This window comes from Mariniblastus fucicola (assembly GCF_008087665.1).
Taxonomy (GTDB): domain Bacteria; phylum Planctomycetota; class Planctomycetia; order Pirellulales; family Pirellulaceae; genus Mariniblastus; species Mariniblastus fucicola.
Window position 1 is genome coordinate 1,456,496 of sequence record NZ_CP042912.1, and the last position, 19,342, is coordinate 1,475,837.

The 19,342-nt window shown below is 53.8% G+C and carries 12 protein-coding genes; 6 read left to right on the forward strand and 6 right to left on the reverse strand.

Annotated features, from left to right (window positions below; genetic code table 11):
- Nucleotides 1-18: 18 nt before the first annotated feature.
- Both MFFC18_RS05290 and MFFC18_RS05295 read left to right on the forward strand, forming a co-directional pair.
- Entirely contained in the window at nucleotides 19-2,475 is a 2,457-nt protein-coding gene (locus MFFC18_RS05290; RefSeq protein WP_075081738.1) for an HD family phosphohydrolase, read from the forward strand.
- Nucleotides 2,476-2,856: 381 nt separating this feature from the next.
- Nucleotides 2,857-3,774 carry a hypothetical protein gene (locus tag MFFC18_RS05295; protein ID WP_148618659.1) on the forward strand — a complete coding sequence of 306 codons (918 nt, stop codon included), beginning with the start codon at nucleotides 2,857-2,859 and terminating at the stop codon, nucleotides 3,772-3,774.
- 29 nt (nucleotides 3,775-3,803) lie between these two features.
- On the opposite strand, the gene MFFC18_RS05300 is transcribed toward MFFC18_RS05295, so the two are convergent.
- A complete protein-coding gene (locus MFFC18_RS05300; RefSeq protein WP_157664989.1) occupies nucleotides 3,804-4,730 on the reverse strand; it encodes an alpha/beta hydrolase in 927 nt (308 codons plus the stop codon).
- Between the two features lie 20 nt (nucleotides 4,731-4,750).
- Between MFFC18_RS05300 and MFFC18_RS05305 the strand changes: the two genes are divergently transcribed.
- Entirely contained in the window at nucleotides 4,751-6,880 is a 2,130-nt protein-coding gene (locus MFFC18_RS05305; protein WP_075081968.1) for a S46 family peptidase, read from the forward strand.
- 298 nt (nucleotides 6,881-7,178) lie between these two features.
- Nucleotides 7,179-7,925, forward strand: coding sequence for a hypothetical protein (locus MFFC18_RS05310; protein WP_075081735.1), 747 nt, complete (start codon nucleotides 7,179-7,181; stop codon nucleotides 7,923-7,925).
- 124 nt (nucleotides 7,926-8,049) lie between these two features.
- Here the strand turns inward: MFFC18_RS05310 and MFFC18_RS05315 are convergent, their stop codons facing one another.
- From MFFC18_RS05315 to MFFC18_RS05330, 4 genes are all read right to left on the reverse strand, one after another.
- Nucleotides 8,050-8,922, reverse strand: coding sequence for a DNA-methyltransferase (locus MFFC18_RS05315; RefSeq protein ID WP_202907470.1), 873 nt, complete (start codon nucleotides 8,920-8,922; stop codon nucleotides 8,050-8,052).
- Nucleotides 8,923-8,950: 28 nt separating this feature from the next.
- Nucleotides 8,951-10,267, reverse strand: a complete 1,317-nt coding sequence (locus MFFC18_RS05320) for a hypothetical protein (RefSeq protein WP_075081733.1) — start codon at nucleotides 10,265-10,267, stop codon at nucleotides 8,951-8,953.
- A gap of 267 nt (nucleotides 10,268-10,534) precedes the next feature.
- A complete protein-coding gene (gene yacG, locus MFFC18_RS05325; protein WP_084416699.1) occupies nucleotides 10,535-10,786 on the reverse strand; it encodes a DNA gyrase inhibitor YacG in 252 nt (83 codons plus the stop codon).
- Between the two features lie 6 nt (nucleotides 10,787-10,792).
- Nucleotides 10,793-10,975: a DUF6800 family protein gene (locus MFFC18_RS05330; protein ID WP_075081732.1), complete on the reverse strand. Its 183-nt coding sequence runs from the start codon at nucleotides 10,973-10,975 to the stop codon at nucleotides 10,793-10,795.
- Between the two features lie 76 nt (nucleotides 10,976-11,051).
- Here MFFC18_RS05330 and MFFC18_RS05335 point away from each other — a divergent pair, with 76 nt between their 5' ends.
- Nucleotides 11,052-12,092: a hypothetical protein gene (locus MFFC18_RS05335; protein ID WP_148618660.1), complete on the forward strand. Its 1,041-nt coding sequence runs from the start codon at nucleotides 11,052-11,054 to the stop codon at nucleotides 12,090-12,092.
- Nucleotides 12,093-12,100: 8 nt separating this feature from the next.
- Entirely contained in the window at nucleotides 12,101-13,300 is a 1,200-nt protein-coding gene (locus tag MFFC18_RS05340; RefSeq protein WP_162273877.1) for a hydrolase, read from the forward strand.
- Nucleotides 13,301-13,357: 57 nt separating this feature from the next.
- Here the strand turns inward: MFFC18_RS05340 and MFFC18_RS05345 are convergent, their stop codons facing one another.
- Complete coding sequence (locus MFFC18_RS05345; RefSeq protein WP_075081729.1) at nucleotides 13,358-19,306, reverse strand: ATP-binding protein; 5,949 nt, start codon at nucleotides 19,304-19,306, stop codon at nucleotides 13,358-13,360.
- Between the last annotated feature and the right edge of the window lie 36 nt (nucleotides 19,307-19,342).

Below are 19,342 nucleotides of genomic sequence, written 5' to 3' on the forward strand. Positions count from 1 at the left end.
CGCTGGCTGGTCCCAACCATGTCGAATTCATCACTAAAACGTAAACGTTGGACGTTGTCTCCTCCCAAGGCACCGTTCGAAACGGCCGCCGAGTTTTTTAAACGAGGCGATGTCTGGACTCGTGTTGCGCTGTGTGCTGTTGCCACAAGTCTCCTGTGGGTTGTGATGGCTGGGTGGGCTCCCGCGTTTTCGTATCGCGTTCGTGAAGCGCCGTTGCGAGACCTGCACGCCCGGACGACGTTCGAGTACGACGACTTACAGGCTACGGATCAGGAAAAGCAACGCACACAACGAAACCTGCTGTGCTTTTACTTCAACGACCAACAGGCATTGGAGCAACTGCGTCAGGCGTTGATCGACGATGTGTTTTCGGTCAAAGAAAAAAACTTCGACGAGGTTGAAGACAGTGCGACGCTGCATCGGTTCTTTCTTAACCCCAACGGGACGGTTGCTGAAGCGCCTCCGTTACCGCCGCCGAAGGAAGTCGTTGAAGAAGTCGTGGATGCAGCCAGCCCTGCCAAGGTCGCGCAAGACGTAGACGACACTGCCCAACCAGATGCGGAGGCTGAAACGCCGGAGGAGGAGCAGGTCGAGAAAAGTCCGCTTCAGTTGAACTTTGATCGGTTCCGTAATGCGTTGGAGAACGATGCCGAACTGGTGGCGCTTCGCGAGGCGATCGAAAGAGCGTTCATCGAAATCGACAAAAACGGCTTGTTGCAGTCTTTGACGCACGAGATCGGCCAGGGCAGCATGCGAGAGATCGACGTCTACGTGGGTGACACCAGCGGGGCCAGGCGAGTCGCGGTTTCGAGTGTGCGAATCGCCGAAGTTAGTGGTAAGCTGCAGAGCGCTCTAGTGTCAGAACTGAAATTGAAAGCCGATACGATTTCCGATCCGGAGTTCGTCGCCAATACGGTTTTCCGCTGGCTCAAGCCACAATTGCCAGTCACGCTGACTTGGGATCAGGAAGCAACCCAGAAACGAATCGACGAGACGTTGCGGGCGATCGAGCCGGTCAAGAAAACCTATCAGCCGGGCGAACCGCTGGAGCAGTTTAACGCGGAAGATCTGGAACGCCGCGGGATCAAAGCCGGAGTTCCGATCAATGAAGCTGACTTGAAACTGCTACGTGCTGAGCATCGTGCTCAGGCCAAATCCGAAAACTGGACGGTCCGAACTATTCATTCGCTATCGTTCATCGGTCTGTTTGCGGCCGTGTTTTCGATGTTGTCGCAATACCTTTACTATCGAGACCGGCATCTGATCGACAATTTGCAGTCGTTCGCGCTGTTGTTGGGCCTGATGACGGTCACGCTGGTTACGGCCTGGTGGTTGTCGCTATATCCGACTTGGCGTGCCGAAGTGGTTCCCGTCGTCCTGTTCGCGATGACCATTGCGATCGCCTATCACGTCGAACTGGCTCTGTTTGTTTCCGGTTTGGTTTGTTTTGCGTTCTGTGCCGCGCACGGTTTTGGCCTCGACGAGTTCGTTGTCCTGATGGCGGCGTCCTCGACATCGGCTTTCTATTGTCGCAACATTCGAAGTCGAACGCGTTTGGTTAACGTTGGACTGACCGCTGCGGCGATCGTCTTTCCGACAGTTTTGGGCGTGAGATTTATGCTCGGCCAGCCGCTTCAGCAAGCGTTGTTGACCGATGCGATTCTGTTTTCAGCCGGAACATTCGCCGCGGGGCTCTTGATGACCAACCTGCTTCCTTTTCTGGAGGGTTGGTTTGAGATTCAGACCGACGCACGGTTGTTGGAGTTGAGCGACGCCAACCATCCATTGTTGAAAGAGCTCGTGCAGCGTGCGCCTGGAACGTACAACCACAGCATCAACGTTGCATCGATCGGCGAAGCTGCGGCCGATGCGATTGGAGCCAACGGTTTGCTGTGTCGCGTCGCCGCTTATTTTCACGACATCGGAAAGCTGCGCAAGCCCGAGTACTTCATCGAGAATCAGGCTGGCGGCGTCAACAAGCATGACGACCTGACGCCCAGCATGAGCACGCTGGTGATTGTGGCTCACGTGAAAGATGGTGTTGAGATCGGCCGAAATCACAAGCTGCCGCCGCGAATCATCGACTTGATCGAGCAGCATCACGGAACGACGATCGTTGAGTACTTTTTCCGCCGTGCGATCAAAAACTCCGAACAGGAAAATGATGGAGTCGCGACGGGCGTCGACGAAGCAGACTTTCGCTATCCCGGTCCGCGTCCGCAAACGCGTGAAGCCGCGGTCATGATGTTGGCAGATGCAGTCGAAAGTGCCAGCCGAACGCTGAGAGAGCCGACTCCTGCCCGAATTGAAAACCTGGTGAACGAGATCTCGAAAAAGAAGCTCGACGACAACCAGTTCGATGAGTGTAATATCACGATTGAGGAACTGAAGACAATCTGTGACAGCCTGGTCAAATCGCTCAACGCGATGTATCACGCTCGCGTGCAGTATCCAGAGCAAGCCGCGAAGGCATAGGGCTTTGGTCGAAGGCGCCCTTTTCCTGTCGAGGCGACGTTGATGTTGCCACGCACGTGCCGTGTACCCTCGCAGCGCAAGCGATTTCTGGCCAATCGGTGCTCTCTAAACGCGGACTGCTCCACCCGCACTCTGCTCCGGATGCGGTCTGATCAAGCAAGCGATTTCAAGCGAGTTCGCTCCAATCACACGACCTGAGGAAGCCATTTGAACCGTTGGTGACGGTTGTTTCGAAGCTTCGTTTCAAGTCAAAGAATCCGACTCACACGGTACGACGATAGAAGTGAGCGTGCGCGCTCTTCAATGTTAGTCGAATCGGGTTCCCTCATGGCGCGAAGAAAAAAAACTGGCTTGGCCGCTTTCATCGATAATCTTTCACCGATGAAACTGCTTTTCCATCCTGCAACGTTGTTCGTTTTGTTCAATGTTGGACTCGCCGCGACTGCAGTTTGGTGTTGGGGGCGATATCAGAACAAAATCGTCGATCCGGCTCTGACGCAACTGTCAGCCGAGAAAATCGAAATCAATACTCCGCCCGCATGGACCAAAACGGACATCAAGGAAGCCATCCTTACATCGACAGGACAGCCTCGGTCTCTGCTCGAACCCTCCCTGATTTCGGATGCTGTTGCAACGTGCCAAACCATTGGTTGGATCGAGCAGGTTCGCGAAATGAAAAAGACTCGCGAAGGTCTGAAAGTTGACCTGCTCTATCGCCAGCCCATCGCGGTGGTGGAACTGCACAGCAAAACCGTTCCGGACTGGAAACAGGAAGCCAAGTTGATTCCTGTCGATCGAACCGGCGTGATCATGCCGCAAAAACTTGCTCTTGCTGGAACTGTTCAGCCGAAAATATTCATCTATCACAGTGATGAAACTCAAAAACATGCTCCGCAGCATTTGCGGCACATCTATCGCTGGACGCAGTGGCCGGACGAACGCGTCAAAGGCGCCGCAGCGATCAGCGAAGTCCTGATTGGCGATTGGCAGATGCTGGGGCTGAGTCGGATTATCTCGTGGCGTCTGTTCGCCAACGCCGACGATCGGACCATCCCGTTTGAGTTGTGGACCGAGGAAGGCGAAAACGCAGCGACCGTTATCTGGGGCAATGCTCCAGGTTTGGAACTGGAAAACGAAGCGCCGTGGGATCAGAAAGTCGCTGCACTCAATAATTATGTCCAACAAAAAGGACCGCTCAATAAACTGTCGGTGCGAATCATTGATCTGCGCAGTGGGCAAGCGGTTGAAGTGGGCCGCGCTTCTGGTTTGGGGCACCGCCGCGAATTGGATGTCAGATAGTTCGATTGACGCACAGCGATTCATCCAATTCAATCAGACGCGGTGGACCTGCGTTTGATAAACTCAACCATCAGTTCAAAAACTTCCTGTCGCGAATCGTCCTGGTGCATTTCATGCTGCACCTCCTCGAACGTCGTGAACTGGCATTGCGTGGCAGCTTTTGCAAATTGCTCGGACGCCGAATAGCTGGTGATTCTATCTGCCCGAGAGTGCCACAAGCGTAGCGGCAAGTTCCACGTGGACGCGTTCTCGAGAATGCTCTCTCCGGCTTCAATCATGCCCACCGCCAGGCTGAAACCCAATCGATTGTGATTGAGCGGATCATTGTCGTAGCGATCCTGTTCTTCTGGAACGTTCGAGATATTCTTGCCGGATACCGGGATGGGCATCGTTGCTGTGGGCACGAGGTGCTGAAGGGCCTTGACCGCGGCACGTAGCGCGAACGGAATCGGGCGTTTGGCAAGAATCAGCGGAGCTGAAACCAGATAGCCGGACAGCGAATCGGATGTCGCTGTTATGCCATGATGCAAAACCAGGCCGCCACCCATCGAGTGACCAAACAGGAAGTTCGGCACGTCGGGAAACCTGCGAGCCGTTTCTCCGATCAACGTTCGCACGTCTCCATGGATCGCGTCGTAGTTCTTCGCGACGCCGCGCGGGCCAGGCGTTTTTCCGTGACCACGAAGATCGACTCCGACCACGGAGATGTCATTCGTCACCAAGTGCGATGCCAGTTCTTCGTATCGCCCACAATGCTCGCCAAATCCGTGAACAAGGCTCACCGCGGCCTTCGGTTGCGTTGCCTGCCAAAGATAGCCGTGAAGCAAAAGTTCGTCGGAATCTGATTTGATTTCAAATGTTTTCACCGCAGTATTGTTGCGATTTCCGACGATCGTGAAAGCCGTGAACGGCTGAAGGACGAATTCGATTTTGCTACAATGTGAACTGACTTCCATGCCAAACATTCGTGATCGCCATGAACCGAACACCGCTCGTTACACTGCTTCTGTTTTTCATTGCCCTCAGCCAGACGCAGGCAGAAGAAGGCATGTTTCCGATCAGCTCGATCGATCGATTGGGGCTTTCCGAGAAAGGCATGCAGCTGACCGCCTCTCAGATCTTTAATCCAGACGAGACCTGTTTGTTGGACGGGATTTGTCGTGTCAACGGATGTACGGGCTCATTCGTTTCGGACAATGGGCTGATTATCACCAATCATCACTGTGCCTATCGCGCGATTCAGTCCGCCAGCACGGCAGAGAACGACTGGCTGAAAAACGGTTTCTTCAGTCAGTCTCGCGAGCAGGAGATTCCTGCTCCGGGCTACGTGGTTCGAATCACTGAATCGTATCGCGATGTTTCGGCAGAAGTCCTCGCGGCAGTTGACGATTCGATGTCGGCCACGGATCGCAGCAAGGCAATTGAAAAACGGCGCAAAGAACTGGAGAAAAAAGCCGAAGAAGAAAACGCCGGGATGCGAGCTGACATCGCAGAGATGTTTACTGGAAAAACCTACGTGCTTTTTCTGTACACCTACATTCGCGATGTTCGTCTGGTGTTTGCACCGCCGTCGTCGGTCGGAAACTTTGGCGGAGCCGTCGACAACTGGGAATGGCCACGGCACACCGGCGATTTCTCGTTCATGCGAGCCTATGTTGCTCCAGACGGATCGATGGCTGACTATGACAAAGCCAACGTTCCCTATCAACCCAAACGCCACATTCAGGTTTCCAAGGCCGGCGCCAATGAAGGAGACTTCGTCTTTCTGTTGGGCTATCCCGGCCGAACGGCGCGACATAAAACGGCGTCTTTCCTCGAATACGAACAGAACGTTCGGTTGCCGTATGTCGTTGATTTGTACCAATGGCAAATCGCAACAATGGACGAAATGTCCAAAAACGATCGCGGCGTCGCGCTGAAACACTCGTCTCGCAAGCAGAGCCTCGCCAACGTGGAAAAGCGTTCGCGAGGTCAGCTGAAAGGGCTGCGTCGTGCAAACATCGTTGCCAAACGGAGGGCAGTCGAATCACAACTGCAGAACTTTATTGATTCCAGTCCGGATCGAAAACAGAAATACGGTTCGCTGTTGAAAGAGCTTGATGCTGTCTATTCAGAGCTGGGTGCGACGGCGAAATATCGTCTGACGCTGAACAATTTGGTGTCGGCGTGCCGAGGTTTGGGGCTGGCGTACACGATCTATGATGCGGCTGTAGAACGGGCGAAGTCAGATCTTGATCGCGAAGCTGCTTACATGGATCGAAACTACGAACGCACTGTTGATCGCGCAATTTTGGGATGGAAAGACTGGCATCGAGAGACCGACATGCAAATGTTGACCGAGATGAAGCGAAGACTTCGCAAAACAGGACCGGCAAATTCGGCTGGCGTTGTCAAAGCCTTCCTCGATGACGAAACGTTGGGTGACGATTCTTTTGCTGAATCGAAGTTTAACGACGAGTCCTACATTCGATCTCTGTTTACAAAAACTGCAGATGAGATCAAAGCGATCGACGATCCGTTTCTGAAATCGGTCATCGGTTTGTACCCGGAATTCGTCCGGCTTCGCGAACAGAGCAAAGAAATCGACGGACGGCTCGGGCGGCTTTATGGTGAGCTGATCGACGTGAAGCAGGAATTCCAAAAAACAAGTTTCGTCCCTGACGCGAATGGAACATTGCGTATGACCTACGGCAACGTCAAAGGTTACTCACCCGAAGACGCGGTTTACAAATCGCCCGCGACCACGTTGCGCGGCGTGATCGAGAAAACGACTGGCGAAGAGCCGTTTATTACGCCAGATCGAATTCAGGAGCTGTATGAGAAAGGTGAGTTCGAAGGCTTCCTTCATCCGACGCTGAATCAGGTTCCCGTGGCGTTGCTGTACAACACGGACACAACTGGAGGTAACTCTGGCAGCCCGATTCTCAATGGTCGTGGGCAACTTGTGGGAGTTAATTTTGACCGAGCTTTCGAAGCCACGATCAATGACTTTGCCTGGAACGAAAGCTACAGCCGTTCGATTGGCGTGGATATTCGATATGTGCTGTGGATCACCGGCAAGGTCTACCAATCGCAGCGACTGCTCGATGAGATGGGTGTGGAGTAAGCCGACCGGTTTCTGATCTCACGCTTTTTCGCGGCGTCGGCGTCTGGCACTTTCCACTGTTGTTCGGCGGTCTCTCTTGTTTGCGAGCCGCTATTTCCGGGTGTTGCGGCGAAATGTCGCCGTCTCGGCCGACATCCGCAAGTCCGGTAGTAACAGTCCTGTGCATGGTCGGGGATGGACCAATTGCTCCAGCCTTGTGCGGCGAAAATCTTTCGACAATCCGAGGAATTGGGAGCATCCAGAATTCGCCCAACTAATGTGGATCGCAGATCAACACTCGAATTCTGGAGACAGATAAATGAAGAAACTCATCCTCGCCCTCACCCTCTCAGCTGTTCTGGCTCCCGCAATGTCGCAGGCGCAGGACGCTGGTCAAATTCAGGAAATTGAAGCTCCTAACCCGCAAGCCAAATTTGAAGAGCTGCAGGCGGACTACAACGCACAAATGGAAAAGCTTCGAGCAGAGCAAGATTCAAAACTTGCAGAACTGCGTGCGGAGCAGGAAGCCAAGATGGCTGAAATTCGTGCTGAAGAAGAAGCACGCATTCGTGAAGAACAGGAACGCCTTGCAAAAATTCGCGCCGAGCGAAACGAGAAAATTGCGGACCTTCAAACACAGTTGATGGCACTTGAAGCTGAGCGTGCTACAGAGATGTCTGTGACAGGTGCCCGCGTCGTCGGCGATTCGACTTACTCAGCGCCGACAATGTTCTCGACACAAGCTCCGATGGCTCAGCCTGGCATTGAGGCGATTCCGGCTCCTGCACAATCAATTGAATCTGCTCCTGTTGCGGCAGCTCCAATCATGCAAGCCGCTCCCGTCATGAGCGCACCGATCATAAGTGCTCCAATGGCAGCACCCGTCATGTCGACTCCAATTTTTGTTCCGGCTCCGGCACCGCTGGCAACGCCGAGCTACATTCCGGCTCCGGCTCCACTGCCACAGCAATCGATTCCACCCGTCCTGATGCAAATCTACGGACCACCAACAGTCACGTTGGTTCCAGGTCGCGGCGGTTGTCTTTCAGGAAAGTGCCGTCGCTAGTTCGACTGTATTCACTCGAAAATAAAAGCCGCGGAGAGATTTCTCTGCGGCTTTTTGCATGCGCGACGTGACGTCTCGGCGAATTACGTTGCGGCAGGACCCAAGCGGATCCGCGAATGCGAAATCAAGCGTCGCCAAGCCTTCGACGCGCCATTTCGCAATATTCCTCATTGCAATCGATGGCGATGAACTTTCTTCCGAGCTTGTGTGCGACGACCGCCGTCGTTCCTGCTCCGCTGAACGGATCCAACACCACGCCCCCCGGCGGGCAGGTGGCGGCAATGCAAGTTTCTACAAGCTTTGGCGGGTAGACCGCAAAGTGGGCTTCGCGAAACTTCGACAACGGAATCGACCAAACCGTGCGTTTGTTGCGGCCTTTGGGGTGAAAAGCCTGGTCCCAGCGGCCGTCGTGAAGATTGGTATCGCCGGTGTTCTTGCCTTTCTCCGGAGTTCCACCGCGTTTGCCAAAGTGCTTCCGCCCGCCTTTCATTTTTGAACTTTCCGAGAAAGTCACGTGCGGCTCGCGGATCGCATCGGCGTCGTAGAAGTAGTCTTTGCCATTGGAGAACAGAAAGATGTACTCATGATCTGTCGTCGGACGAGTCCGAGTGCTCGACGGCATCGCATTCGGCTTCTGCCAAATACAATCGCTTCGCATCCGCCAACCGACGTCCTTCAGCCCAAACGCGACTCGCCAGGGCATGCCCATCAGTTCGCCTTTGAGATACTTGTCACCGATCACCATCCAGACAGAACCGGTTGGTTTGACAACACGTTTGAGTTCGTCGAACAACTCGCTTAGCCGTTCAACGTAGGCCGCCGGGGAAATTTCCTGGCCGATCTGATCAGCCGTGCCGTAGTCTCGCTGCTGCCAGTACGGCGGACTCGTGACGATCGTATCGACACAGGCGTCGGGGAGCGTTTTGGCGACCTCAATTGCATCGCCACAAAGAAATTGATCAAGGCATTTCTTTAGCGATTTCATTTTCGCGGGCATGGAATCCGTTCCTAACTCGGTTGGGGGCTTACGAAGATTCTGTTTCCCCGGTTTCCGTTTCCTCTGGTGCGTCCGACGGTGTCGGCGTTTGCACCTGAGGAACTCCAGTTTCATCTGACTTTAGCGGCGGCAATTCGTACGTCCGTTTTTCGTCAACGATGAAGATCTCGTCCATCTCCGTATCGTCAACGTCTTTTCGCAACAGTAAATACACCGCTGACGCCATGCACCAAAACAGACCATACAAAAATGCGGCTGCGATCGTTCTGATCAGGCCATTCCAAAACGCAATGGTGTTTTGGGCGAACGAAAGCATGGATTCGGACGACGTTTCAGTGTCTGACGCCAATCCCTGAAGAACTTCAATGCGAGGCTGTTCTCCACTGCCGACATTGGCTCCCCACGAGGACGCCCAGTAGCTGAGGTTAATGACCGAGCCCGAAAGATTGGCAACGATCAACCAGCAAAAGCCACCGAAAAGCATCGCCGCAACCGCGTAGCCAAGGCAATGTAACGGTCGCTGGAAAACGTAAGCGTAAGCCCGCGTCATCGCGTCGAATGAGTTCTGGCCTTCGCACGCAGCGCTTGAGACAATTAGCGGCCAGGCATATGTCAGACCAAGCAATAGCAACGCCATCGCTCCGCCGAGAGCCAAAACCAGCGGCCATAGCAAGCTGACAATGGCGGCTCCCAGGTCAAACGTCATCAGCAACCCGATTAGCGATGCCGGGATGCAAAGTGCCAGTGCCGCGACCAGCGGAATGCTGACTCCTCCGAAACTTGCCAGCCAATGGTCAAACGCAAAATCGAAAGCGTCATCAATGCCGATGGTTTCGTTTCGTGTTAGCCGCAACAGGCACACCCGAGCGATCGCCAGCCCGACAAAGCTCCAGATCGCCATTGAACAAACAGTGCCGAACAGAAAGTACAGAAATCCAGACGTCCCCAGTCGCACGTTTTGCCCGCCGACCGCAGTCGGTTTGACTTTGCTGGCGAAAATGTATGTTGCCGGACGTTTGATCTGATTGAACACGGCACGCGGTCCGCTCAACCGGGCACCGAGAATGCTGAGCGCGTTGGTGTCTGTTCTGGCATCGACGAACACACTGCGATACGGACTGGTGTTCAAGCGGACGACTTCTGCCATTGCAGCGTCCTGTTCGAGTTCACCGTGAACGAACAAGTTTTCGCTCAACCACCACGTAAACGAAGCGGCAAGCACGCCGACCATCGCCAACGCCAACACAGTGACGCTGACCGCCACGGGAAGCGTGCGAAAGATGATCGTCCAGGGGCAAAGTTCTGCCCAGGAAATTTTCTTGATGATGACTGGCTGGTCGCTCATTGAAGCTCACGAGAATCGGTTGAGAATGCTGCGGGGCATTATAGATGCAATTCGAATCGAATTCACGTAGGCGAATCGAATTCACGTAGGCGAACGGAAGATGGTCGACCGACGCAAGACGACCTCGCTCGAGAGTGCTCAGTCAGCCGCATTGACAGCAGATGGGCGACGGCGGATGGGCGACATTGCGTCAACCATCGGGACGCGACCAGAGATGCGGAACAGGAACCACAACCGCTTGGGTTGCCTGATTCTGGAAGTCGAGAGTTATTCTTCGATCTGTTCCCGTTCGCCTTCACCGTCCCACGGCAATCCATAGGACTCATTGAGCCACATTCCCAGATCGGCTCGATGGCAACGGACGCTGCAAAACGGCATGCACGGAGAAGCCGATCGCTCGGTCTTGCGGCCACAGTAGGCGCAGCGAAACAGGGTGCTGTTGGCGGGAGTCTTTTTCGAAGACGACTCCGGCGAATCACCACCCTGACCTGTTTTTGACGCTTCCGAATTTTCGTACATCGGAGACTACTTCTTTGCCAAACCCATGGATTCGATCAAAACTTTGTAGCCGGGAGTCATGTTTCGCAGTTTGTCAGCGAGGACCTGTTTCTCCGAACCAGTAGCCTTTGCAGCGCGAGCCCGCAAATGAGCAATCTGCTTGCGGCGTTTCCGACGTCGTTTAATTTCCTTTTCCCGTTCGCTTGCCATCTTTGATTCCGTATAGTTTCTTGATTACGTGTGAAATAGAATTTGAGATATCCGGACGCCCAATTCGTCGAGCGAAATGATAGTAGAACCGTCATTCAAAATCAATCGATTCCTTCCCTCACAGGCCATGGTTTGCCTGATTCTGGGGCTCGCGTTCGCCCTGTGCCAATCTTCATCGGCTCAGGAGCCCGACAATTCGACGAAAGTTCAGGAAAAAGCCGCAAGCTCGAAGAAGAAAAAGATGGTCGTGCTGGGGCGATTCGAAGACCAGCGAATCAACGAAAGTAGCGGCGTAACCGTCGCCAGGCCGGACGACAGCGGCAATGCTTCCAACGCAATTTGGACATTTAACGATTCTGGCGGATCTCCAGTGCTGTTCCAAGTGAGCACCAAAGGCCAAACTCAGGCGACCCTGGAAGTCCTGGATGCAAAGAATCGAGATTGGGAAGCGATGTGCGGATTCTCGATGAATGATCAGCCGTTTTTGGCGGTCGGCAATGTCGGCGACAATCAGTTCAAGCAAAAGAAGTATCAGCTGTACGTCGTTGCTGAGCCCTTGTTCAAGCCAGAATTTTCCTCGAAGGGCAAGCTGAAAGAGCAGCAACTAAAGGCGTCCTCTGCAACTATCGAGTTTAAATACGAAGACGGTTCGCACAACTGCGAAGCGATGAGCTACAACGCCGACGACGACACGTTTTGGTTCATTGAAAAAGTTTACATCGACGACAAACGCAAAACGCAGCCAGGGATCTATACGCTGGCCAATCCGCTGACTGCGGAAGCGAAAGCAAAGCAAACGAAACCAAAGAACATCGCCCGACGCGTCGCGGACTTTCCGATTCGCAACGTTACCGGAATGGCTTTTTCACCGAACAACAAACGGTTGATCGTTCGCAACTATTTTGGAGCCTGGCTTTTTGAGAAAGGCGAAGGGAAAACCTGGTTGCAGACGGTCACGGAAACAAAACCCACTGTGTTGTCAGTGCCGCTGCAGAGTCAGGGCGAAGCAATTTGTTTCGCGGCCGATAGCGAGGCTGCGATCCTGACGTCGGAACTTAAAGGGGCGATCATCTGGAAAGTTGCTCTCGATCAAAACGCCCGCAAGGACAAGAAATGAGTTTGAACGTGAATCGTCATGCCGTGGAGTCGTTGCAGTGGCTTGACGACAAACAGGACTCGATGCTGAATCTGATCGTTGAACTTTGTGACATCAATTCGGGAACGTTTAATCTTGCCGGAATTCAAAAAGTTCGGGAACGTCTGATCGAAGAATTCTCAACCTTGGGCGGCGAGCTAGAAGTTGTTGAGTCCGAACCATGGATGACGGTCGATGATCGTGGTGTCAGCGAGGAGGGCAAGTCTGGGCCAATTCTTCACGTCACGAAATGGCCTGAGGCGGAAACGAAAGTCATGCTCTGCATTCACATGGATACCGTGTACGGGCCGGACAGCTCATTTCAAAAATGTGTGACCCGTCAGGACGGCACGGTCAATGGTCCCGGCGTGATTGATGCCAAGGGCGGAATCGTCGTGATGCTCAACGCGCTCAAGACTTTGGAAGCCAGTTCGTTGGCCGGAAAAATTGGCTGGGAAGTCATCCTGAATTCGGACGAAGAAATTGGATCGCGAGGCAGCGACACTTTCATTCGCAGCCGTGCCGGGCACTGCGTTGCCGGACTGTTGTTTGAGCCCTCGCTGCCGGACGGAACTCTGGTGTCGTGGCGAAAAGGTTCGGGAAACTTCGCGTTTATCGTCCGCGGTCGGTCCGCTCACACTGGGCGGGATTTTGCGAAAGGCCGCAACGCATTGGCGGCGCTTTCCCGATTGTGTGTCGAGATCGACGAACTCAATACCGATCCTGATATCACTTACAACGTTGGACGCATCAACGGCGGTGGAGCCCTTAATGCGGTTCCCGATTTGGCTGTCGGCCGAGTCAACGTTCGCGTCGTTGACACGGACCAGCAAAAACAGGTGGAAGAGAAATTTGCGTCCCTTGTCGCAAAGTACAACGAAGCCGATGGAATCTCCGTCGAGATGAGCGGCGAGTTTTCTTCTCCGCCGAAACCGATCGATGATGGCGTACGTCAAATGCAGAGTCGAATCGAATCGTGCGGCGAAGCATTGGGGATGGAGATCAAGTGGCGAGGAACTGGTGGAGCAAGCGATGGGAATCGGTTCGCGGCAGCAGGACTTCCAAACATTGACACGCTCGGACCTTGCGGTGATCACATTCATTCAGACCAGGAATTTCTGATCCCTGAAAGTCTCGTCCCACGCGCTAAATTGGCAGCGTTGGTGTTGATGAGCTTTGCCGCCCCGTAATCCTGTAAGCAAATCTGTCCCAGGCACTTCGTGCTTGGTCTTTGCACGCAAACTCGCCTAGTTCAAACTGAACTCAGTCGCACATTCTGAGTACACTTCGATCAGCTCGTAGATTACGGCAACTGCCTGCCAATCGTCTGCCCGCAAGGCAGCTTCCATCTCCTTCGCGGCCGAGGCTACTTCGCCAAGCATCACCGTGCCGCTGGTCCCTTTCAGCCAATGCGCCAGCGAAGCGAGTTGCTCTTTGTCGCGGTTGGCCAGGCTGCTTGAGAATTCGGCTTTGCGTCGATCAAGTGTTTTAAAGAAATCAAATGAGAACTTTCGAACCATTTGGTTATCCGGTAAATCGGATTCCTTGAACTTGAGACGGTAGGGGCTGTTGATAGCCATGTCGGTATCTTTCTTAGGGGGGGGATCGTTGTCGGTGTCGCTGCCCGAATCGCGGTCAGTGTCGCCGCTTGGGGTTTCTGTTTCGGAAACCGATGCGATCTCGGATCCGGCGACTGCGGCCATTGCCTTTACAAGGCCATTCAAATCAATTGGTTTCGTCAAATAGTCGCTACATCCGGCGGCCATGCACTTTTCACGGTCACCCTTCATGCTGTTGGCTGTGAGTGCGTAAATTGGGCCCTCATAGCCTTCACTGCGAAGTCGCTGGGTCGCCGAATATCCGTCAAGAACAGGCATTTGCATGTCCATCAGGATGATGTCAAACTCTTCGTCGCCCAGAGCATGATCGACGGCTTCCTGCCCGTTCTCCGCCAGCGTTATATGCGCTCCGCAATCACTAAGCACCAGAGAAATCAGATCCCGATTCGTTTGTGCGTCGTCGGCCAAAAGTATGCGAAGCCCGGTCAGGTCCGAAGTGATCCACTCCGAGGTGATCTGTCGGTCAACGAAATCTTCAAGCTCATTTTCCTCAAGCAGTTCCAGCTGATCGGATGGCCCAGCTTCCACGGTAATCGAGAAAGTCGACCCTTCTCCCGGACTGCTAACGACGCTGATCTCACCACCAAGTGCTTTAGTAAGTTTTTGGCTGATGGAAAGTCCCAATCCAGTGCCTCCAAAACGTCGAGTGATTGACGAGTCAGCCTGGACGAAGGGGTCGAAAACGTTTTTGAGTTGTTCAGGCGTCATCCCGATACCAGTGTCGATCACGTCCAGCTTCAGCATCCCACGGTCTCCATCGTTAAAACTGCTGACTCGCAAGGTCACCACTCCGCCGGATGTAAATTTGATCGCATTGCCAAGGATATTGGTCACGACCTGTCGCAGTCGTTTCGGATCGCTCTGAATCGTCGAAGGAATTGGCGCGACCAGATCCAGCTTCAGTGTGTTGTCACCTTCGCTGGCTTTGGAACGCAACGACTCCACAATCTCTCCGAACAGATGCAGCGGACGACACTCGATCTGCTCAATCTCGATTTTGTCGGCTTCGATTTTGGAGATGTCCAACAGGTCATTGACCAGCTGAAGCAGATGCTTTCCGCTCGACTCGATCGAGCGAATCTTCTTGAGTTGCTCTTCCGGTTCGGAAATGACTCCACGCAAGATCAATTGTGTGAAACCCAACACGGCGGTGATGGGAGTCCGGATTTCATGGCTCATTTTCGCCAGAAAGTCACTTTTGATTCTGTTCGCAGCCTCGGCCGCGCTCGCTGCGTCTTCCAGACGATGCTGTGTCGCACGAAGCTGTTGAGCCGTCAGTTCCAGCTCACGTGTTCGAGATCGCAGTGACCTCGTTCGGTCGGAGACTTTCTGCTCCAGGCTGGCGTTGAGTTCGTCCAGCTCCTGGAAACTGGTTTCCTTTTCCAGACTCGACCCGGCTGCATTTCCAATGAACTCGGCGATCCTCAATTCGTTCGGTCCGAACATCGATTCGATCAAACGGTTGGAAACGTAGATGCATGCCACGACTTCCTTGCCCGCCACGATTGGGCAGCACAGTACCGAGACTGACCGGTTGTTGGACGTGGTTCGGCCGCCAGTGTTCTCGTGGTCGCGAATGATCGGTTCTCTGGCTTCGGCGGCCTCCAAAATGATTGCTTCGTCGAAAGAATAATCCGACTCCCACGCGTGCCAGCCGTTGTCTTCATCGGGAAGCACGATTAGCGTCGATTGACCTCGCAGCATGTCGGCTGCAGAGTCGACGGTGTGTTTCAAAATGTCCCGTTTTCCGAGTGCCGACGTAATCTTGCGTCCCGCGTCAAGCAATGCGTCGAAACGGCTGACGATGGAGACCGTTTCCCGCGGAGCACTCAGCCGGACGGTTGCTTCAATTTTGCGAACGTCATGATTTCCGGATCGTTCATCCTCTTCGATTTCGCGCCAGCCGAACCTTGCATCCATCCGTTCGAACGCCTGTTGCGTCAGCGCGGCTTCATAGGATGCATTCTGTGCCAAAGCAAGTTTGAGCGATCGAATCAGGCATTTGCGAGCCCGTTTCTGGTCGGCTTTGTCAGCGTAGGCATAGCCCATTTCCCGAAGCGCGTGCGGCAACTCGTTTCTGAATCTTTGTGCCACGCGAACAGCATCTTTTGCAGCCGAGTAATGTCGCTTGAACGAAGACGCCGAAACCGTCCCTTTTTTCCGTTCGTGTGCGATCTTGCGCCGCAAAGCTGTCGCCAACCATGCCGAATTTGGCGAAGTGTAACAATTCGATACACCGGTTTTCTTGACGATCTCGAGCGCCCGTTCGAAGCATCCGACGGCTTGGGAGGGATCGCTGTCGTTGTTGATCCGATACACGCCTTCGGCCAGCAGAACTTGCGGTTGCAGTTGCAGGTCGTCAAGGTCCCGGTTTTTCTCGGCTTCGATGTATTCGAAAGGAATCTTCCCCAACGAAGAACGTGCCAGAACATCAATAATATTTCCGGTCGACTGATAGTCGCCAATCTTGATCGCATCGCGGAGAGTTTGCTCCGCCAGTTCGTAGGCTTCTTTCAGATTGCCCTGTCGGTACAGCGCGGCGGCATGTTGGTAACGGGCGATGTTCAGTTCCCAATAATCACCAGTCCGCATCAGAATATCTTCTGCTTTCTTGGCTTGCGCGATACAGTGCTCGAACCGTGACGTTGCGTAGAGCAGGATGCTGAAATAGTTCCTGGACTGCCCCTCGCCCCAAACGTCCTTGAGCTCATTGCGAATCCGCAGTGACCTCGCCGAATAATTCGCTCCCCGCCCGTACCACGGAATCAATCCCATCACCGGTGCGTGCTCCGACCACGCTTGTGCGAGCTCCCGAGAAAGCTGGCCTGTTTCTGCACGGTTAAGTCCGGCAAGGTGAGCCCACAACACGATCGACTTGCCACGCGTGTACCAATAGCAGTGAGCCAGCCGGCTGTACATCTTCCAAACCATCCGATCGCGGTCGGTCGTCTCCTTCTTGCGATGGAGGAATATCGACGGCATCAACGAATGAGCTACCTGAACCATTAGCTCCCACATGACATAGATCTGAATCATCAGCCACGATCGAGGGATCGACAGATTCAGTAGTTCCATGGCGTTCTCTAGCAGTTTCACCGCGCCGCTTTTGTCGCCGCGTTTGAATGCCAGCTCGCTACGCTGCATGATGATTCGAGCGCGGACCAGATCACAATCGGTGTAGCCTTCAGCACGTTGAAACCAAATGTCGCTTTTGTGATACTTTCCACCAAGCATCAACACGCTACCGATTCGTTCCGCGATCTGTCCACGTTGTACGCGATCACCGAAAGGCACGCCTTTCCACGCGACATGATACATCTGCAGCGCCGTCGACAGCGATGAGGACTCATAAGCCCGCTTGGCAGCCCTGACCGCTGGCGCGAAGGCAGATTCTGAATCGCCGGCCTGGTCGTAGTGAAGTGCGATTTTGATTGGATCGCCGTCCTGAGCCTCGAAGTACTTCGCCAGTTGTGCATGCAGGCTACTTCGGAGTTCGCGAGACAACTGATCGACCATCGCAATGCGAATACGGTCGTGCACAAATGCCTGCGAGCCATCAGGTCGCGACCAGATCAGACGCTGCTTTCTGGCCCAATCAAGATGAACCTGAGTTTCGGATGTCGACGTCCCTGTAATCGAGGAAACGGTGCTGGATTGGAACGATTTTCCGATGATTGCTGCGACCGAAAGCTGCTCCAAAACCATCGGTGGGATCTGTTCCAGGCGATGAAGTAGCGCTTCGGTCGCATCTGTTGAAGCCTGAACACGATTTAATGATCGTTCGTCCACCTGCCACTGTGCGTCCTTGAAGTGGATTGCTCCGGTTTCCGCCATCTCACGCAGAATTGCTTCCGCCATGAACGGGCTACCCGACGCCAGTCTCACGATCGTTTCGACGACCTGTTTAGGCAATGCCACCGCCATCGAATTCACCAGCTCTTCAAGCATGGGATCCGGAAGGGGGCCGATTCTAATTTCGGTGTCAAAGTGAATGTCGATGTGCGATGTGTTCGGTTGTTCTCGCGAAGTTCGTGACGTCAGAATGATCAGCAACGACTCTGTGTTCCATCGCGAAAGCTCACGTAATGTCTCGATCGTACTCGGTCCCAACCATTGGCAGTCGTCGATCCAGATCACGGCCGGTTCGTGCGGCGTTCCCAGCTTTGACAGCACGCTGCAGACGGCGCGGCTAAGCCGGTTTAGCTCGAAAAAGTCAGACTTTTCCGGGGCGATCTCTTTGTTGTCTTTTTTTGAAAACTGGCCGTTTTCATTTTCCGGCTGCCGCAATCCAATCGCAGTCGCAAACTTGGGAAAGAAGAAATGTACTTCTTCATGAGTCTCGTCAAGCTTCTCAGCCAGCGTCGGTGCGATGTCCGAGTGCACGAGATTGTTGATCAGTTTCGTAAGTGGCGCGACAGGTTGCTGACCGACGTGTTCGATGGCTTCGCTTTGAAATGTTCTCATTCCAAGCTTGCCGGCTTCGCGAATTGCTTCACTTACAAGTCGCGTTTTACCGATGCCGCTTTCGCCGCTGATCAAAGCGATACGACTGCCGCCGGCGCGGACTTCATCCACCATCCTGCGAATTTCCGTTCGTTCTTCCTCACGCCCGACGAACATCGGCACGGTGATTGAATCACGGATTTCATTACGACCCGCAACAAACTGTTTGGCTTCTTCTGAGTCAATTCGATCGCTCAACCAACGGAAATCTTCCAGGATGGATGCAACGGACTGGTAGCGATCCTGGGGAATCTTCTCCAGCATCCTCTCGGTGATTTTCATCAGCGGCGACTGAATCGTTCTTCCGTTTTCGAAAACCTGTTTCGTGAGGTGGGCAGACAGTATTTGGCTTAGCGAAGAGCCATCAAACGGCAGTTGTCCTGTTTGCAAACAGTAGAAGATGACCCCTATCGAGTAGATGTCTGAACGATTGTTCACATCGTGTTCGATCAGCCCCATCAGCTCTGGAGAGGCACATTGTACGAACGAAAGAGACCACGACTCTTCGCGACATTCCGGCTTGGAAAACATCCGCAGGTCCGGACAGATCAGCTTCGGAGTGTCGCCGTCGATAATCAACTGGCTGGGGCGAAAATCCTGCTGTGTAATCCCCAAGGCGTGAACCATGTCGACCGCTTCGAGCAGGGTTTTCATCCACCGATACTGCTCCTGCAGATCCGACGGCATGCTGCGATTCCATCTCGCATCACCGCTGGGTGAATTGGTGTCGTCCAGCAACTGTTCCAGTGTCGTACCGTCGGCTGAAGGGCGGCTAAGCAGCACATACTCCGTGCCCGCATCGTCGGTGACGAATCCCTGGTCCGTGGGTGCCACGAAAGCATCCAGTTTCAGTCGCGAGGCGTAACCGAAGTAGTGTTCGAGCCGAAAAAGTCCGTCGTTGTCAAACTGCTCGATCGGAATCAGCTCGATTCGCACTTGGGTGTCGAGCACCGTGTCTGCGGCCAACAATTCAAAAAAGTCGTCACGAGTTCCAGAAATCATTTCCTGGAATTGGTAACGAGGCGGCAGGAATCCAAAGTCCTCGGTCGTCGTGTTGGACTCGGGACGATTCATGGGGCCAATACAGTTGTGATGTTGAAGTAAAAAGCT